This is a genomic window from Amycolatopsis nigrescens CSC17Ta-90, assembly GCF_000384315.1.
Lineage (GTDB): Bacteria > Actinomycetota > Actinomycetes > Mycobacteriales > Pseudonocardiaceae > Amycolatopsis > Amycolatopsis nigrescens.
Map to the genome: position 1 here is coordinate 8,062,972 of NZ_ARVW01000001.1, position 15,982 is coordinate 8,078,953.

At 68.2% G+C, this 15,982-nt stretch carries 16 protein-coding genes and 1 pseudogene; 8 read left to right on the forward strand and 9 right to left on the reverse strand.

All coding sequences use genetic code 11. The annotated features are described in order from the left end of the window. The 4 genes from AMYNI_RS46405 (at window position 1) to AMYNI_RS0138085 (ending at window position 3,768) form a co-directional block, all read left to right on the forward strand. Window positions 1-927, forward strand: a complete 927-nt coding sequence (locus tag AMYNI_RS46405; RefSeq protein ID WP_020673375.1) for an MBL fold metallo-hydrolase — start codon at window positions 1-3, stop codon at window positions 925-927. Window positions 928-985: 58 nt separating this feature from the next. Then, complete coding sequence (locus tag AMYNI_RS0138075) at window positions 986-1,795, forward strand: DUF3097 domain-containing protein (protein WP_020673376.1); 810 nt, start codon at window positions 986-988, stop codon at window positions 1,793-1,795. Between the two features lie 84 nt (window positions 1,796-1,879). After that, window positions 1,880-2,311, forward strand: a complete 432-nt coding sequence (locus tag AMYNI_RS0138080) for an NfeD family protein (RefSeq protein ID WP_020673377.1) — start codon at window positions 1,880-1,882, stop codon at window positions 2,309-2,311. A gap of 101 nt (window positions 2,312-2,412) precedes the next feature. Then, complete coding sequence (locus AMYNI_RS0138085; protein WP_157358156.1) at window positions 2,413-3,768, forward strand: SPFH domain-containing protein; 1,356 nt, start codon at window positions 2,413-2,415, stop codon at window positions 3,766-3,768. A 57-nt stretch (window positions 3,769-3,825) separates the two neighbouring features. Here the strand turns inward: AMYNI_RS0138085 and AMYNI_RS49435 are convergent, their stop codons facing one another. From AMYNI_RS49435 to AMYNI_RS0138090, 3 genes are all read right to left on the reverse strand, one after another. After that, the gene (locus tag AMYNI_RS49435) at window positions 3,826-4,032 is read right to left on the reverse strand and encodes a hypothetical protein (protein ID WP_157357658.1); all 207 of its coding nucleotides are present in this window, start codon (window positions 4,030-4,032) and stop codon (window positions 3,826-3,828) included. 69 nt (window positions 4,033-4,101) lie between these two features. Then, complete coding sequence (locus AMYNI_RS48635; protein ID WP_084628579.1) at window positions 4,102-4,947, reverse strand: helix-turn-helix domain-containing protein; 846 nt, start codon at window positions 4,945-4,947, stop codon at window positions 4,102-4,104. Next, window positions 4,944-5,369: a DUF6879 family protein gene (locus AMYNI_RS0138090; protein ID WP_020673379.1), complete on the reverse strand. Its 426-nt coding sequence runs from the start codon at window positions 5,367-5,369 to the stop codon at window positions 4,944-4,946. The genes AMYNI_RS48635 and AMYNI_RS0138090 overlap by 4 nt, the downstream gene beginning before the upstream one ends. 235 nt (window positions 5,370-5,604) lie before the next feature. Here AMYNI_RS0138090 and AMYNI_RS0138095 point away from each other — a divergent pair, with 235 nt between their 5' ends. After that, on the forward strand, window positions 5,605-7,062 hold the full coding sequence (locus AMYNI_RS0138095) for an amidase (protein WP_026361439.1): 1,458 nt from the start codon (window positions 5,605-5,607) through the stop codon (window positions 7,060-7,062). On the opposite strand, the gene AMYNI_RS0138100 is transcribed toward AMYNI_RS0138095, so the two are convergent. Continuing rightward, window positions 7,059-7,757, reverse strand: a complete 699-nt coding sequence (locus tag AMYNI_RS0138100; RefSeq protein WP_020673381.1) for an alpha/beta fold hydrolase — start codon at window positions 7,755-7,757, stop codon at window positions 7,059-7,061. The genes AMYNI_RS0138095 and AMYNI_RS0138100 overlap by 4 nt on opposite strands. 118 nt (window positions 7,758-7,875) lie before the next feature. On the opposite strand from AMYNI_RS0138100, the gene AMYNI_RS0138105 reads away from it, so the two are divergent. Beyond that, the gene (locus AMYNI_RS0138105; RefSeq protein WP_020673382.1) at window positions 7,876-8,214 is read left to right on the forward strand and encodes a winged helix-turn-helix transcriptional regulator; all 339 of its coding nucleotides are present in this window, start codon (window positions 7,876-7,878) and stop codon (window positions 8,212-8,214) included. A gap of 21 nt (window positions 8,215-8,235) precedes the next feature. Here AMYNI_RS0138105 and AMYNI_RS0138110 read toward each other — a convergent pair whose 3' ends face one another. The 3 genes from AMYNI_RS0138110 to AMYNI_RS0138120 form a co-directional block, all read right to left on the reverse strand. Then, complete coding sequence (locus tag AMYNI_RS0138110; RefSeq protein ID WP_020673383.1) at window positions 8,236-9,591, reverse strand: MFS transporter; 1,356 nt, start codon at window positions 9,589-9,591, stop codon at window positions 8,236-8,238. Between the two features lie 73 nt (window positions 9,592-9,664). Continuing rightward, window positions 9,665-10,237 (reverse strand): dihydrofolate reductase family protein, encoded by a 573-nt coding sequence (locus tag AMYNI_RS0138115; RefSeq protein ID WP_020673384.1) that lies wholly within the window; start codon window positions 10,235-10,237, stop codon window positions 9,665-9,667. Window positions 10,238-10,248: 11 nt separating this feature from the next. Beyond that, entirely contained in the window at window positions 10,249-11,601 is a 1,353-nt protein-coding gene (locus tag AMYNI_RS0138120; RefSeq protein ID WP_020673385.1) for an FAD-binding oxidoreductase, read from the reverse strand. Window positions 11,602-11,649: 48 nt separating this feature from the next. Between AMYNI_RS0138120 and pdxR the strand changes: the two are divergent. Continuing rightward, window positions 11,650-12,969, forward strand: a pseudogene (pdxR, locus tag AMYNI_RS46410) (MocR-like pyridoxine biosynthesis transcription factor PdxR); the annotation flags it as partial. 11 nt (window positions 12,970-12,980) lie between these two features. Here pdxR and AMYNI_RS50400 read toward each other — a convergent pair. Further along, complete coding sequence (locus AMYNI_RS50400; protein ID WP_245574099.1) at window positions 12,981-14,021, reverse strand: AraC family transcriptional regulator; 1,041 nt, start codon at window positions 14,019-14,021, stop codon at window positions 12,981-12,983. A 27-nt stretch (window positions 14,022-14,048) separates the two neighbouring features. On the opposite strand from AMYNI_RS50400, the gene AMYNI_RS0138135 reads away from it, so the two are divergent. Beyond that, window positions 14,049-15,104 (forward strand): aldo/keto reductase, encoded by a 1,056-nt coding sequence (locus AMYNI_RS0138135; RefSeq protein WP_020673388.1) that lies wholly within the window; start codon window positions 14,049-14,051, stop codon window positions 15,102-15,104. Here the strand turns inward: AMYNI_RS0138135 and AMYNI_RS0138140 are convergent. Continuing rightward, on the reverse strand, window positions 15,025-15,981 hold the full coding sequence (locus AMYNI_RS0138140; RefSeq protein ID WP_020673389.1) for a class I SAM-dependent methyltransferase: 957 nt from the start codon (window positions 15,979-15,981) through the stop codon (window positions 15,025-15,027). The two genes, AMYNI_RS0138135 and AMYNI_RS0138140, sit on opposite strands and share 80 nt — an antisense overlap. Window position 15,982: the final 1 nt, after the last annotated feature.

Sequence of the window (15,982 nt, forward strand, 5' to 3'; positions counted from 1 at the left end):
GTGTCCTTTCGCGACAGACTCACCGAGCCGCTGCCGACGCCACGCGACCTGGCCAGAATCATGCGCGAGGGCGGTTTCCGCGGCTCCACCGCCAACGCGCACCGGATCCCGGTCCAGCGGGACGGCCTGCCCGCCGCAGCCGCGGACCGGATCAGCTGGACCTGGGTCGGGCATTCCACCTATGTGGTGCGAATCGGCGGCGTCACGGTGCTGACCGATCCGGTGTGGTCGGCGAAGATCCCGGGGGTGCCACGGCGGATCACCCCGCCCGGGGTGGCCTGGCAGGAGCTGCCGCGGCTGGATGCCGTGGTGATCAGCCACAACCACTACGACCACCTGGACACGCCGACCGTGCGCCGGCTGCCGAAGGACACCCCGATCCTGGTCGGCGCCGGGCTGGGGCGGTGGTTCCGCAACCGGGGCTTCTCCTCGGTCCGGGAGCTGGACTGGTGGGAGTCGGCCGAGGTGGCCGGGCTCCGGTTCGATTTCGTGCCGGCGCACCACTGGAGCCGCCGCGGCCTGTTCGACACCTGCCGCTCGCTGTGGGGCGGCTGGGTGATCACCGCTCCGGACGGCACCAGGACCTACCACGCCGGCGACTCCGGCTACGGCCCGCGGTTCGCCGCGGTCGGCGAGCGCTATCCCGGCATCGACGTCGCGATGATGCCGATCGGTGCCTACGACCCGCGCTGGTTCATGCGGCCGGTGCACCTCGACCCGGCCGAGGCGGTGCGCGCGCTTGGCGACCTCGGTGCCCGGCGGCTGGCCGCGATGCACTGGGGCACCTTCGTGCTGACCAGGGAGCCGGTGGACGAACCACTGGAGCTGGTGCGCAAGGCGTGGGCGGCGGAGGGCCGCGATCCCGCCGACCTGTGGGCGCTGGCGGTGGGGGAGAGCCGGACTCTCCCGCTCGGACCCGTCCGATGAGACCGCAGCGGCGTGGCGGGGCGACGGGACGCGGCGACTCCCGCTAGCGTCGCTGGCCGTGCGCTCCCATTCCTACGACGACATCCTCTCCGGCCCGCGGAAGCGTCGGATCCCGGAGGTCGAGGCCGAACGCGGCCTGGTGGTGGAGGAACCCGGCAGCGGGTTCTGCGGTGCGGTGGTCCGGCTCGAATACGGGAACGTGGTACTCGAAGACCGGCACGGCAAGCACCGGGTGTTCCCGCTGAACCCGGCGGGTTTCCTGTTCGAGGGCAAGCCGGTCACCCTGGTGCCGGCCAAGGCAGCCGCGCCGCCGGCCAAGGTCAGGTCCGCGTCCGGTTCGGTGCACGTCGCCGGGCTGAAGGCCCGCGTCGCCCGCGATTCGCGGATCTGGGTCGAGGGCAAGCACGACGCGGAGCTGGTCGAGCGCGTGTGGGGACACGACCTGCGGGTCGAAGGCGTGGTGGTGGAACCCCTCGACGGGGTGGACGAGCTGGCCGGGCGGATCGCCGAGTTCGGCACCGGCCCGCAGCGGCGGCTCGGGGTGCTGGTGGACCACCTGGTGCGCGGCAGCAAGGAGTCCCGGCTGGTCGACGCCATCTCGGACGAGAACGTGCTGGTCACCGGGCATCCGTACGTGGACATCTGGCAGGCGGTGAAACCTTCCTCGGTGGGCATCGACGCCTGGCCCACGGTGCCGCGGAACCTCGAGTGGAAGGAAGGCATCTGCGCCGAGCTCGGCTGGGGCGAGCCGTACCAGGGCTGGCAGCGAGTGCTCGCCGGGGTAGGCAGTTTCCGTGATCTGGAAACGCCGCTGATCGGCGCGGTGGAACGGCTGATCGACTTCGTGACCTCGGCAGACCAGGGCTGAACGGGTGACACGGCGAAGGTTACGCGTAGATCACGTCAAGTCGTACGGTCGGTACGAGCTGTCACTTTCTGAGACGATGTGCCCATGACACCGGCACTCATCTGGCTGATCGTCGGAATCGTCTTCATGGTGGCCGAGGTGCTTTCCGGCGATCTCGTGCTGATCATGCTCGGCGTCGGGGCACTGGTTGGCGCAGGCTCGGCCGCCCTCACCGGGAACGCGTTCATCGACGTCGCGGTGTTCGGTGTCGCCTCGATCGGCCTGCTGGTGCTGGTGCGGCCGACGCTCAAGCGGCGCTTCATGGCCGGACCGGACGTCAAGACGAACACCGACGCGCTGATCGGCGCACGGGCCTTAGTACTGTCCCCTGTGGACAGCGAGTCGGGCCAGGTCAAACTGGCCGGGGACACCTGGTCGGCTCGTAGTTTCATCCATGACCAGCGAATCGAGCCGGGGACGACGGTGACCGTGGTGGAGATATCGGGTGCCACCGCGGTCGTGTCCGCGGAGCCGTAAGCACACAACCTTCGTAAGGGGAAGAAGTCTTGTCGACCGCAGCGATAATTATCGTCGCGCTAATCGCCCTGTTCGTGATCGTCACGGTGGCGAAAGCGATCATGGTGGTTCCGCAGGCCCAGTCGGCGGTGATCGAAAGACTCGGCCGGTTCCGCACCGTCGCTTCGCCAGGGCTGAACTTCCTGGTGCCGTTCTTCGACAAGGTGCGTGCCCGGATCGACCTCCGTGAGCAGGTCGTCTCCTTCCCGCCGCAGCCGGTGATCACCGAGGACAACCTGACGGTCTCCATCGACACGGTGGTCTACTTCCAGGTGACCGATTCACGGGCCGCGGTCTACGAGATCTCCAACTACATCGTCGGTGTCGAGCAGCTGACCACCACCACCCTGCGAAACGTGGTCGGTGGCATGAGCCTCGAACAGACGCTGACCTCCCGTGACTCGATCAACAGCCAGCTGCGCGGGGTGTTGGACGACGCGACCGGCCGCTGGGGCATCCGCGTGGCGCGGGTCGAGCTGAAGGCGATCGACCCGCCGCCCTCCATCCAGGACTCGATGGAGAAGCAGATGCGTGCGGACCGGGAGAAGCGGGCGATGATCCTGACCGCGGAAGGTCAGCGTGAAGCGGCCATCAAGACCGCGGAAGGTCAGAAGCAGAGCCAGATCCTGGCGGCCGAGGGTTCCAAGCAGGCCACCATCATGGCGGCCGAGGCGGAGCGGCAGTCCCGAATCCTGCGGGCACAGGGTGAACGTGCCGCCCGCTACCTCCAGGCGCAGGGGCAGGCCAAGGCGATCGAGAAGGTGTTCGCCGCGATCAAGGCGGGCCGCCCGACCCCCGAGGTGCTCGCTTACCAGTACCTGCAGACCCTGCCGCAGATGGCGCAGGGCGACGCGAACAAGGTCTGGCTGGTGCCCAGCGACTACGGCAAGGCACTGGAAGGTTTCGCCCGCACCCTCGGCGCGCCCGGCGACGACGGCGTCTTCCGCTACGAGCCGCCGAAGGAAGAGCAGGTCGAGAAGCCTTCGCTGGAGGACGACGAGGTCGCCAGCTGGTTCGACACCTCCACCGACCCGCGGGTCGCCGAAGCTGTCCGCGCCGCCGAAGCCGTCGCGCGCAAGGAGGTCGACGGTCCGCTGACCGCGTCCCGGCCAGCGCTGTCTTCGCGGGGTGCGACCGCCGCTCTGGAAGAGGAGGAGCCGCCGGCCGAGCCGGAGCCCGAGGAGCCGCCCGCGCCGCCGAAGTCGGAACTGCCGAAGCGCCAGCCGTCCGCGCAGACCCCGCCGAACCCGTCGCTGCCCCCGGCACCGCCGCACCAGCCCCCGCCGGGACCGCAGCAGCCGCCGCAACCGCCCTACGGCGGCCAGTACGGAAACCCCGGCAGCGGCCCGTTCCCGCAGCAGGGCCCACCGAGCGGTCCCTTCCCGCAGCAGCCCCCTTATGGTGGCCCGCAGCGCTAGTCCTCAGTGCCGGAAGGCCGGTTCGCCCGCGTTCAACGCTGGCGAACCGGCCTTCCGCTATTCCCGGCATCCTCGGAAGTCTTTCCATTCCTCGGCGCTCATGTGCGTCCAGATGCCGGAGAAGTCCAGCCGTACCGGAAGCGTGTAGTGGCCCCGCTCGCCGTAATGCTGATAGGGCATCACGGTTCCCGACTGGTAACGACCGTCTCGCCAGAGCTTCACGCGCTCGCCGGAAAGTTGCCCTATGACATCTGCGCTGAACACGCCATAAACGTTAGGCGCGACAGAAACACCGGCGCGAGTTAAAGTCACAGTCTCGAATAATTCACGGTCTCACATGAACTCATCGCTCACAGAGCGCAGAAATGCGGTAGCGTCGTTTCCGGTAAGCGCATGACTAAGGAAGAAGTCGAACAGGTTCAGGTGATAGGAAACGTCAAGTGGATCACGTAGGGCAACCTCACCGGAGAACAGTTCGACAAGCACTAGTCGCTCATCGTAAACGACGAACACGTTCAGCGGCGAGGGCAGGATTGATGCTGTCCACGGTATTATGGCGAGCTGAATATTCGGCCGCTCCGATACTTCCGCCATATGGGCACACTGTCGCGCCATGACAGCGGGGCTAGCGCGTCCCCAACGTACAGCCTGCTCGGTTAGCAGGAAATGAAATGCACAGGCTTCGTCCTGCAGCGCCTTCTGGCTATCGATCCGGGCTTGCACCGCCCGTTCAACGTTTCGGGTAGGGTTACCCTCAATTAAGGGTGTGAGCGAGTATCGCGCATACTCCTCGGTCTGAATGAGTCCGCTAGCCGTTGCCGGAAGGAACTGTCGAACAACTGTCGACGACTCGGCTAGCGCCTTCAATTCAGTCTGCTTGCGCCACAGCCCCATCTCGGCGGCAGCGCGCCATGACGTGTGTTGGACGTTCGCCCGACGTGCGAGGACCACGAGTTCCCGTCCTACTTCGGACGGTACCTCAAGAGCCTTGAGAATCCGCTCAACATCGACAACAGTCGGCAGGATTCGGCCGCGTTCGATACGGCTGATCTTGGATTGAGACATGGCGCAGCGGACGGCCAGCCGCTCACCGGAAAGGTTGGCCGCCTTGCGCAGTCTTCTCAGTGCCTCGGCTAGCTCTGTGTCGCCGTGCCGTTGCTCATCATCAGGTCCGGTCATACTGGCTGAACCAGCGTTCCGTCGGGGTTGAAGTTCAGATGAACGACAGTCGAGTCATCGAACAGCCAGAAGTCCTGATCAGGTAGCCCCAGATCGTCCTCGGTCAGGTCGAGGATACGAATATCCTCCCCGGCTTCCACGTTGCCAGGGATGCCCCATGCGAGTTGGTACCGCTGGTAGTCGGTGAGCGGCTGACGAACCGTCCTCGCCCGACCGATGGACTTGCCGGCCGATACCCAGCTGCGAACCTTCTCGTGCCAGTCGTCGTTGTGTCCTGCCGGCTGGGGTTCTCCTGCCAGGAAGCGAGCGAGGCCCGGCTGTTCGCCCGGCATGGTGTAGACCGGTTGGGTCTCGAACCTCCAAGCGGACCGTTTGTAGTCGCTGAAACGGGCCGAGAATGCTTGTCCTTTCAACAGGGTCACGAGGTTCCCCGATCGGAGACGTAGACGGCTGGGCAGGTGTCCTTTTCACAGTCAGCTCCAGACACTTTGCGTAGTTTCATGGTTACTTGACTACCACAGCCGACCGCTGGCCGAGAGAGCTAGTCACGGTCCCGCATGATCCCCACCCGGCGGAGTGGTCGCCACATTCCACCGCTGGCCCGTTGCGCGAAATGGCATTTTATGGCCTGCTTCGGAGGCCGATAGGGTCGGATTCATGGAGTGGAGTTTTCAGACGGTCGAAGAGTTGGCGGCCGCGTTGCGCGCCGGTGAAGTGACCTCGGCGGAACTGACCGACGAGGCGATCGCCCGTATCGAACGCGACGATAAGGTGATCAACGCGATCTGCGTGCCGGACTTCGACCGCGCGCGGGCCACCGCGCGCGGCGCCGATCAGGCGCGCGCCCGCGGCGAGGACCGGCCGCTGCTCGGTATTCCGGTGACGGTCAAGGAGTCCTACAACCTGGCTGGGCTGCCCACGACCTGGGGCATGTCGCAACACCGGGACTATCTGCCGGCCGAGGACGCGGTACAGGTGTCGCGGCTCAAGGCCGCGGGCGCGGTGCTGCTGGGTAAGACCAATGTGCCCTTGGGGCTGCAAGATATCCAGAGCTTCAACGAGCTCTACGGCACCACCAACAACCCGTGGGATCGCGATCGCACGCCGGGCGGATCCTCCGGCGGATCAGCGGCGGCACTGGCGTCCGGATTCGGCGCGCTGTCCATCGGCTCCGACCTCGCCGGTTCGCTGCGCACCCCCGCGCATTTCTGCGGCATCTACGCGCACAAGCCGACGCTTGGACTGGCGGCAACCCGCGGCATGGTCCCGCCGCCAGGGCCGGCATTGCCGGTCGACCTCGACCTCGCCGTCGTCGGTCCGATGGCGCGCACCGCCCGCGACCTCGCGCTCCTGCTCGACGTCATGGCCGGACCGGACCCGCTGACGCTCGGCAAGGCGCACCACTTGGCGCTGCCGCCCGCCCGCCACGAGCGGCTCGGCGACTTCCGGGTCTTGGTCCTCGACGAGCATCCGCTCATTCCGACCGGGTCCGCTGTACGGGCGGGCGTGAACCGGGTGGCCGACGCGCTTGCCGACAGCGGTGCCCGCGTCGAACGGCGCAGTCCGCTGCTGCCCGATCTGACCGAAGCCGCGACGCTCTACATGCAGTTGCTGATTTCGGGCTCCGTTGCGCGTTTTCCCATCGAATCGTACGAGCAGCTGCGGACCCGCGCCGCCGGACTGAGCGCGAACGACCAGAGTCTTGATGCCGTGCGGCTGCGCGCCATGGTGTTCAGCCACCGCGACTGGATCGAGGCGAACAACCATCGCGAGCTCCACCGCCACGGCTGGCGGCAACTCTCCGCCGAGTTCGACGCCGTGGTGTGCCCGATCACGCCGACGCCCGCGTTCCCGCACGACCACAACCCCAATCCGCTGGAACGCCGGATCGACATCGACGGCGTCGAGTACCCCTACTTCGACCAGTTCGTCTGGGCCGGCCTGGCCACCATGCCGGGCCTGCCCGCCACCGCCATACCAGCGGGCAGGTCCCCCGAGGGGCTGCCGGTGGGAGTGCAGCTCATCGGCCCGATGTTCGAAGACCGCACCCCGCTGCGGCTGGCCGAACTGCTCGAGCAGCAGATCGGCGGCTTCCAGGCGCCGGAGGACGACTAGGCTGCTTCGAGCAGCAACCCGGCGAGTTCGACGGGCATGGTGATCATGCAGTCGTGGCCGGTCGGCAGTTCCCGCACCCGCTCGCCTGCCGGGACGGGACGCCGGGTGATGCCCGCCGGCCGACCTCCGACGCAGTGGATGTGCGTGCGCGGGATCGCGCGCGCGACTGGATCGTCGAGTCGGACCGGCTCCTGAAGGCATCGCACCGGCTGGTCCGACAGCATCGAGCGCAACCAGGCAACGTCACCGGGATCGGTGACCCCGAACAAGCCGAGCGGCGGCGGCTGCTCCGGCATCGGCGGAACCCGCCAGCCGTCCACAGCGACGTCGATGAGCCGCTTGGTGACCGGCAGGACATCGACCGCGGTTTCGCCGTCTTCGGGAACCATCGCGTCGAGGAACACCAGGTGCGCGATCCGCGCCGGGACCCGGTTGGCGACCCCCGAAATGACCATCCCGGCGTAGCTGTGCCCGACGAGCACTACGTCCTCGAGGCGCTCGTCTTCGATCAGACCCGCGATGTCGTCAAGGTGAGTGCCGAGCCCGACCTCGGGGCTCAGCAGGTGTGCCTTGTCGCCGTAGCCGGTCAGCGATGGCGCGAGCACCCGGTGCCCGGCCGACTCCAGCAGCGGGACCACCCGGTCCCAGCTCCGCCCGCTGTGCCAGGCGCCGTGTACCAGCAGAAATGTGGCCATGGTCGGGTGGTTCCTCCTCGTGCCTCGGTACCCTTTGGTAACCGAGTACATCGTGATCCCCACGACGCACACCGGGCAATACGGCACTTTTTGGTGCCCCGGTTCTCAGGAGGTAACCATGCAGGACCCGTGCCAAGCCCGCGAAGTCCTCGGGATCGTCGGGGACAAGTGGGCACTGCTGATCGTGCGCATGCTCAAGGACGGGCCGCGACGCTTCACCGAGCTCAAGCGGGCCATCGACGGCATCAGCCAGCGCATGCTCACCGTGACGCTGCGCGACCTCGAACGCGACGGGATCCTGACGCGCACGGTCCGCAACGTCATGCCGCCGCACGTCAGCTACGAGCTGACCACAATGGGCCGGACCCTGCGCGAGGCCACCGCGCCGCTGCTCGACTGGAGCATCGCGCACCTGCCGCACATCGACGCCGCCCGGGCGGCGTACGACAACCGCTAGGCCCCTGCGTCGGCACCGTCTTCAGCGCGTGGGGCGGGGGGAGTAGGTGGCAGGGTCGGCGATGTCGGAGCGGGAACGGTCCGGCAGGAACCAGCAGCACAGCACGGTGACGGTCGCGGCCAGCACGATGTAGACCGAGATCGAGTACGGGGTGCCGGTCTGGTGCAGCAGCCAGGTCGCCAGCAGCGGCGCCGGGCCGCCGGCGAACACCGAAGCCAGTTGGTAACCGAGACCGGCGCCGCCGTAACGCAGGTGGGTCGGGAAGCTCTCGCCGATCAGGGCGGCCTGCGGGCCGTACTGCATGGCGTGCGGGATCATCGACAGCACCACCGCGACGAACAGGATCAGGTGCCCGCCGTTCTCCAGCACGGCGAAGTACGGGAACGCGATGAGCCCGGTGAGCACGGCCCCGGTCAGGTACACCCGCTTACGCCCGAAACGGTCGGACAGTTGCGCGAACCACGGGATGGTGACCAGTTCGAGCGCGGCCGCGACGAGCACCGCGTTGAGCACGAACGTCTTGCTGAACTCCCGTTCTTCCACCACGTAAACCAGCACGTAGCTGGTGAACAGGTAGAACGGCATCTGCTCGCTGAAACGCAGCCCGGCGGAGAGCAGAATCTCCCGCCAGTGCTGCTTCGCCACGTCGACCACCGGGCTGCGCGAGGTTCGCTTTTCCGCGACCACGGCGGCGAACATCGGGGTCTCCAGGATGCGCAGCCGGATCATCAGCCCGACGCCGACCAGGATCAGGCTGGCCAGGAACGGCACCCGCCAGCCCCACGAATCGAAGGCCTCATCGGACAGGGTGGCCGAAAGCAGGGTCATCCCACCGGTGCCGAGCACCAGCCCGACCGGCACCCCGATCTGCGCAAAACTGCCGAGCAGTCCGCGTTTGCTCTGGTCACCCCATTCCATCGCGAGCAGCACCGAGCCACTCCACTCGCCGCCGATGGCGATGCCCTGGATCAGCCTCAGGGTGACCAGGATGATCGGCGCAGCCACCCCGATGGTTTCGGTGCCGGGCAGCATGCCCACCACTCCGGACGCGATGCCCATCAGCAGCAGGGTGACGATCAGCGTGGTCTTCCGGCCGATCCGATCGCCCCAGTAACCGAAGATCGCCGCGCCCATCGGCCGGGCCGCGAAGCCCACCGCGTAGGTGGCGAAGGACTGCATCGCGCCGGCGTAGCTGCTGGACGCGGGAAAGAACAGCTGCGGGAAGATCAGCGCCGCGGCGGTGTTGTACAGGAAGAAGTCGTACCATTCGATGGTCGTGCCGATGGCGCTGGCCAAAGCCGCCCGCCGAACCTGTGCCGGCCTTTCGGTGTCCTGCGCGTTTAGGGCTTTCGCGGCTTCTTCGTCTCCGAGAACCATGAGCAGCTCCTGTGATCAGCATCACCCGAACGTGGAGCCTCTCATGGTCAACCGGAGCGGTCCAGGAAGTGCCTCAGTCGGCGACCACCGCGGTTGTGGTGGGTCGGTATCGCACGTTGACCTGCAGGGTGCGGTCGGCCTCGCCGAGCCGGTCGAGGTGGATCGGCTCACCGCCAGGGTTGTCGTAGAGTCGGATGCCCTCGCCAAGCAGGACCGGTGCGATGTGGAGGTCGATCTCGTCGATCAGTCCCAGTTCGAGCAGCTGACGGCCGATGGTCGGGGACAACACCTCGAGGTTCTTGCCGCCGGCCGCCTCCAGTCCGATTCGGACCGCCTCCGCGGGGTCGCAGTTGAGGAAGGTGACATCGTCGGCGGGCGTCGCGTCCTCGGGGTGGTGGGTGAGCACGAAGATCGGGCCGTCCCAGTCACCGCCGTAGGGGCGAGCCTCACCCTTGCCGATGTCCCAACCGGTTCGACCCCCCAGCACGGCGCCGGTGGTCTTGACGTACTCGTCGATCAGCTCGGGACGGTTCGTGCCGGCCATCCAGCCCATCTCGTGGTCGGGCCCCGCCACGAAACCGTCCAAGGACATCGTGAAGTGCCAGAGCACCTTTCCCGCCGCGGTCTGCGGCTTGGTGTCGCTCATTTGCTGTCTCCTCAGCGTGTGCTCGGTTGGATGTTCTGGTTGAGGTGGAACACGTTGTGCGGGTCGTAGGAGTCCTTGAGGACGACCAGCCGAGCGAGGTTCTCCGGTGAGTAGGCTCGACGGACACCGTCGGCGCCCGCAGTGTCCTCATCGGACAGGGCGTTGACATAGACGCCTTGCGCGAACGGGGCCATGGCAGCGGCGCTGCGGCGGGCGGCCGCGGTCCGGATTTCGTCGTCGGCAGGGTCGATCCAGGTGGTGCCGGTGCCGAACTCGAACAGGGTGGCACGGTGGGAGAAAGCCGAGTCCTCATCGGGCACGTCGGCGATCGCCCCGCCGTAGGCCTGCAGGCCCACGCTGGGCCGGAAGTCACCGTCTGACGCACCCCGGTGCACGAAGGCCTCGATAGCGGCGTCCGGGAACTGACGGAGGTAGTGGCCCTTGGAGTACCGGCGAAGCGAGTGCCGTTCCACGGTGTCCTCCCGGCGCTGAAGGTCCGTATAGGACATTTCGGTGATGTTCGTGGCCGTCGGCCGGCCGAGCGACTGGAAGTCGTGCAGCAGCCGGCCGGCGCGTTCGGGGTCACCGGCCAAGACGAAGCCGAGGGTGGCCTGGTCGTCCCGGCCGATGTCGGCGGTGAAGGTGGCCTCACGCGGCGCCTCGGCGTTCAGGTCGCGCCACGCTTTGAGCGCAGGAATGGCCTTGTCCAAGGAAAAGGTGTACTCGGCGACCAGCGTCCGGGTGCCGATCGGGTGCAGCCGGAACTCGAACTCGGTGACGATGCCGAAGTTGCCGCCGCCGCCGCGCAGGCCCCAGAACAGGTCGGGTCGTTCGGTCCGGCTGGCCCGGACGACCTCCCCGTCGGCGGTGACCATCGTGTAGGACAGCACGTTGTCACAGGCCAGACCGTACTGGCGGGCAAGCCAGCCCATGCCGCCACCGAGGGTGAGCCCGCCGACGCCGGTGTGCGAGACGTTCCCGGCAGTGGTGGCCAGACCGTACCGCTGGGTGGCCCGGTCGAGTACGCCGAGCAGGGCGCCGCCCTGGATCCGGGCACGCCGCCCGGCCGGGTCGACCCGCACACCGGTGAGCGGGGTCAGATCGATCATGAGGCCGTCCTGGGGGACGGCGAAGCCCATGCCGCTGTGCCCACCGCACCGCACGCCGATCTCGAGGTCGAGCTCGCGGGCGGTGCGCACCGCGGTCACCACGTCATCGACGCTCGCCGCACGGATGATCATGCGCGGCCGCCGGTCGATCATGCCGTTCCACACGGTGCGGGACTCGTCGTAGCCGTCGTCGCCGGGGCGGAGCAACTGGCCGTCCAGCCTGCTCTCGATGCCGGATGTGATCGCTGTTGTCATGGCAGTGAGCCTGACAGCGAATCGGTACCCGCGATAAGGTCCGATTTCATGGCAGAACCTGGGTCCAATTCGCGGGTGACCGGCCTGCTGATCGATCTGCGGCGGAACGGTGGCGAGGCGCTGCACCGGCAGATCGAGGCCTCGGTCCGGGGCGGGATCCGGGCCGGGCGGCTGCGCGTGGGGACTCCGCTGCCGCCGAGCCGCGCGCTCGCCGCCGATCTCGGGGTGTCCCGCGGCGTGGTCGTCGAGGCGTATCAGCAGCTGGTCGCCGAGGGCTACCTGACCAGCCGGGCCGGTGGGTACACCGAGGTGGCGATCGGCCCGGAGCCGGTCGTGCCCGCGGCACCGGCCGAGCCGGTGCGGGCGCCGTTGATCGACTTCGGCTACGGCCGATCGGACGTGACCCACTTCCCCAGAGCCGGGTGGCTGCGGTCGATCCGCAAGGTGCTGACCGAGGCGCCCAACGAGCAGTTCCTCTACCTGAGCGGCCGCGGCATGCCGGAGCTGCGTCAGGCGCTCGCCGATTACCTCAACCGGGTGCGCGGCGCCTCGGTCGACCCGGATCAGGTGGTGATCGTGAACGGGTACGCGCAGGGGATCGCGTTGATCATCTCGGTGCTCGCCGCGGCCGGGGCGCGCCGGCTGGCCATCGAGGATCCGTCGTCCAACGACGACGCGCGGCCGATGGCGTCGGCCGCCGGGCTCGAAGTGGTCGGGGTGCCGGTGGGCGAGGACGGCATTCTGGTCGACGCTCTCACCGACACCGATGCCGACGCCATCGTGCTGACCCCGTCGCACCAGTGGCCGACCGGCGGGGTGCTCTCCGCCGAGTCCCGGGCGGCGGTGCTGCGCTGGGCGTCGCGGCGGGGCGCCGTGGTCATCAAAGACGACTACGACGCCGAGTACCGTTACGACCGGGCCCCGATCGGGGCGATCCAGGGCCTCGCGCCGGACCAGGTGATCTACGCCGGTTCCGCCAGCAAGACCCTCGCGCCCGGGCTGCGCCTTGGCTGGCTGGTCGTGCCGCGTACGCTCGTCGAGGCGGTGGCCGCAGCGAAGATCACCGCCGATCGCGGCTCGCCGGCGCTGGACCAACTGGTGTTCGCCGACTTCTTGGCGCGCGGCGACTTCGACCGCCACCTGCGCCGCATGCGCCCGGTCTACCGCCGCCGCCGGGACGTGCTTTTGACCGCGTTGAGCGAAAAGGCACCCGCCCTGCGCCCGGCCGGGATCGCCGCCGGCCTGCACCTTGTCGCCTGGCTACCGTCCGATGTGGACGAATCCGCGGTCGTCGCTGCGGCGGCCGAACGCGGCGTGGCCGTGCACGGTGTCAGCCCGTACCGGCTGTCCTCCTCCGGCCCCGGCGGCCTGATCTTCGGCTACTCCTCGCTGTCCGAGAGATCCATTGTGGACGGAGTCGCGCTGATCGCGGACACCCTCGCCGAGCCCGGTGTGGTGCCGAACGCGCGGCGGTATTCGCGGTTGAACTGGGACGGGCTTTCGTAGCCGACGAGGTACCCGGCCTCCGCGACGGTCGTCGTGCCGGCGGCGAGCAGGACGCGTGCTTCCTGGAGCCGGATCTGCTGCCGGAACTCGATCGGCGTCATCGACGTGGCCGCGCGGAAGTGGCGGTGGAAGGTGGACTCGCTCATTCCGGCCAGGTCCGCGAGATCCGCGACGGAAAGGGGACTGGCGTAGTTCTCGCGGATCCACCGCACGGTACTGGCGATGTGCGTGAGGTGCCCGTCGGCGGTGCCGATCTGGCGGACGAGCGCCCCCTGCTCGCCGGTGAGCAGGCGCCACAGGATCTCGCGCTGGTAACCGGGTGCGAGCACGCGGAGGTCGTCCGGGTGGGGGAGCAGGCGCAGGAGCCGGATGATCGGATCGAGCAGTTCGGGGGTCGCGTCGCTGGTGGTGAGCCCAATGGGACTGGGCTTCCTCGGGGGCGCGGCGCTTTCCAGCAGCAGCGGCGCGATCGCGCGCGGGCTCAGCGTCATGCTGAAGACGACCAGCGGCGCGTCCGGCTCGGCCACCACTGCCTGCCCGGTGACCGGCAGGTCGAGCGACACGATCAGGTACTGACCGGCGTGGTAGTCGTACGCTTTTCCGTTCAGCGTGGTGCGTTTGACACCTTGGGCGACGATGGCGAACGAGGGTTCCGTCATCGCGCTCTCCGGTGGGGTCGGCTCGTCGACTGTGGTCAGGGTGATGCCGTCGAGTACCCGCGTTTTGCGCAGACCACCCGCACCGACCGCGGCCAGCACCAGCGCGCCGAGTTCGTTGAGGGGATCCACATCGCGAGTCAAGCACACGGGGACGCGGCACTGCCCGATCAGCCCGAGGTTGACGGGATCGGGCCATTCGGTGCCGGTATTGGCCTCACGGTGCGCGGGCCGGATGTGGTGCTCTGGTCTGGTCACCGCACCACGGCGAATGATGGGGAAACGATGGAGTACCGCTCGCTGGGCAGGACCGGGATCAAGGTCAGTCCACTGTGTCTCGGCGCCATGATGTTCGGCGCTTGGGGCAATCCCGACCACGCCGACGCGGCGGCGATCATCCACCGCGCGCTCGATGCGGGAATCAACTTCATCGACACCGCGGACGTGTACTCGGCGGGCGAATCCGAGATCATCGTCGGCAAGGCACTCGCCTCGGTGGACCGTTCCAGGGTCGTGCTGGCCACCAAGGTCAGCTCACCGATGGGGGACGACCTCAACGCCCGCGGCGGCTCGCGGCGCTGGATCATGGCCGCGTGCGAGCACAGCCTGCGTCGCCTCGGGACCGATCACCTCGACCTGTACCAGATCCATCGTCCCGATGAGACGGTCGATGTGGACGAGACGCTCGGCGCGCTGACCGATCTGGTCCGCGCGGGCAAGATCCGGTCTTTCGGCAGCTCGACCTTCCCCGCGGAGCAGATCGTGGCGGCGCAGTGGGTCGCGCGGCAGCGCGGGCGAGAGCGGTTCCGGACCGAGCAGCCGCCGTACTCGATCCTGGTCCGCGGCATCGAAGGCCACGTGCTGCCGGTCGCCGAGGAGTACGGGATCGGGGTCGTGTCGTGGAGCCCGTTGGCCGGTGGCTGGCTGTCCGGGCGGTTCGGGGTCGGCAAGGAGAACACCAGCGAGCGGGACAAGCGCCTACCCGCGCGGCCGGGCGCCGGGGGTCGGTTCGACCTCACCGTCCCGGTCAACCAGCGGAAGCTGGAGATCGTCACCGAACTGGCCGCGCTGGCCGCCGAAGCCGGGCTGACGCTGGTGGAACTGGCGCTGGCGTTCGTGCTCGAGCACCCGGCGGTGAGCGCCACCATCATCGGGCCGCGCACCATGGACCAGCTCGAGCCACAGTTGTCGGCACCGGAGATCCGGCTGGACCCCGCCGTACTCGACCGCATCGACAAGATCGTCGCACCAGGCACCGACGTCAATCCCGAAGACGCCGGCTGGCAGCCTCCCGCGCTGCTGAATCCCGCCCACCGCCGTTCCGCGCTAGGGCGCCGCTGACGTAGCGCATGTCACCCATGCGCAGGTCGTCGCCCTTGAGGGGCGGAAGGTCGTTGGCGGCGAACAGATCCCGGATGCTGATGCCGTTGATCGCCCAGCCGCGGTCGGTCAGGTAGGGAGCCGCTTCGTTGCGCTCACCGAAATATCGCAGCTTCGCCATGTCGGTATCGAAACTGTGCGCACGCCAGCTATCGGAGATGCGGTTCAGGCGTTCCTTCGTCTTGTCCTCGTCGCCAGGGCGCGGGTTGGGCCTGTTTTCGGTGGCCACCCGGCTTCCCGGCGCGCTGAGTTCGGTGATGGTGTCCAGCAGGCGGTCCTGCGACTCGGGCGGCAGGTAGCCCAGCAGGCCTTCGGCACTCCACGCGGTCGGTCGGGCCGGGTCGAAGCCGGCGGTGCGCAGCGCGGCAGGCCAATCGTCGCGCAGATCGGCCGCGGCCACTCTCCGGTCGGCGGTGGGCGCGGCACCCAACTCGGCCAGTGCACGGGTCTTGAATTCGACGACCTCCGGCTGGTCGAGCTCGTACACCACGGTCCCGGCCGGCCAGGGCAGCCGGTACGCGCGGGAATCCAGCCCCGAGGCCAGGATCACGGCCTGCGTGATGCCCGCGTTGGTCGCATCGAGGAAGAACTCGTCGTAGAACTTGGTACGTACCTTGGCCACGTCGATCCATACCTGCTCGACCAGGTCGCCAGGGGGCAGTTCGCCGGTCGCCAGCCGGGTGAGGAGGTCGATGCCGACCGCCCGGACGAGCGGTTCGGCGAACGGATCGTCGATCAGCCCACCATCCGCACGGGTCGCTATCGCCCTTGCCGCAGCGGCCATGGTGGCCGTCGCGCCGACGCTGGAGGCAAGGTCCCAGGTGTCTTCGCAGCTCATA

Bases quoted from the DNA above. Each gene is read 5' to 3' on its own strand.
- AMYNI_RS0138140 (WP_020673389.1), bottom strand. From the start codon at position 15,981: ATGAGCTGCGAAGACACCTGGGACCTTGCCTCCAGCGTCGGCGCGACG.
- AMYNI_RS0138115 (WP_020673384.1), bottom strand. From the start codon at position 10,237: ATGAGCGACACCAAGCCGCAGACCGCGGCGGGAAAGGTGCTCTGGCAC.
- AMYNI_RS0138100 (WP_020673381.1), bottom strand. From the start codon at position 7,757: ATGGCCACATTTCTGCTGGTACACGGCGCCTGGCACAGCGGGCGGAGC.
- AMYNI_RS0138105 (WP_020673382.1), top strand. From the start codon at position 7,876: ATGCAGGACCCGTGCCAAGCCCGCGAAGTCCTCGGGATCGTCGGGGAC.
- AMYNI_RS0138080 (WP_020673377.1), top strand. From the start codon at position 1,880: ATGACACCGGCACTCATCTGGCTGATCGTCGGAATCGTCTTCATGGTG.
- AMYNI_RS0138135 (WP_020673388.1), top strand. From the start codon at position 14,049: ATGGAGTACCGCTCGCTGGGCAGGACCGGGATCAAGGTCAGTCCACTG.
- AMYNI_RS0138085 (WP_157358156.1), top strand. From the start codon at position 2,413: ATGGTGGTTCCGCAGGCCCAGTCGGCGGTGATCGAAAGACTCGGCCGG.
- AMYNI_RS0138120 (WP_020673385.1), bottom strand. From the start codon at position 11,601: ATGACAACAGCGATCACATCCGGCATCGAGAGCAGGCTGGACGGCCAG.
- AMYNI_RS0138095 (WP_026361439.1), top strand. From the start codon at position 5,605: ATGGAGTGGAGTTTTCAGACGGTCGAAGAGTTGGCGGCCGCGTTGCGC.
- AMYNI_RS48635 (WP_084628579.1), bottom strand. From the start codon at position 4,947: ATGACCGGACCTGATGATGAGCAACGGCACGGCGACACAGAGCTAGCC.
- AMYNI_RS0138110 (WP_020673383.1), bottom strand. From the start codon at position 9,591: ATGGTTCTCGGAGACGAAGAAGCCGCGAAAGCCCTAAACGCGCAGGAC.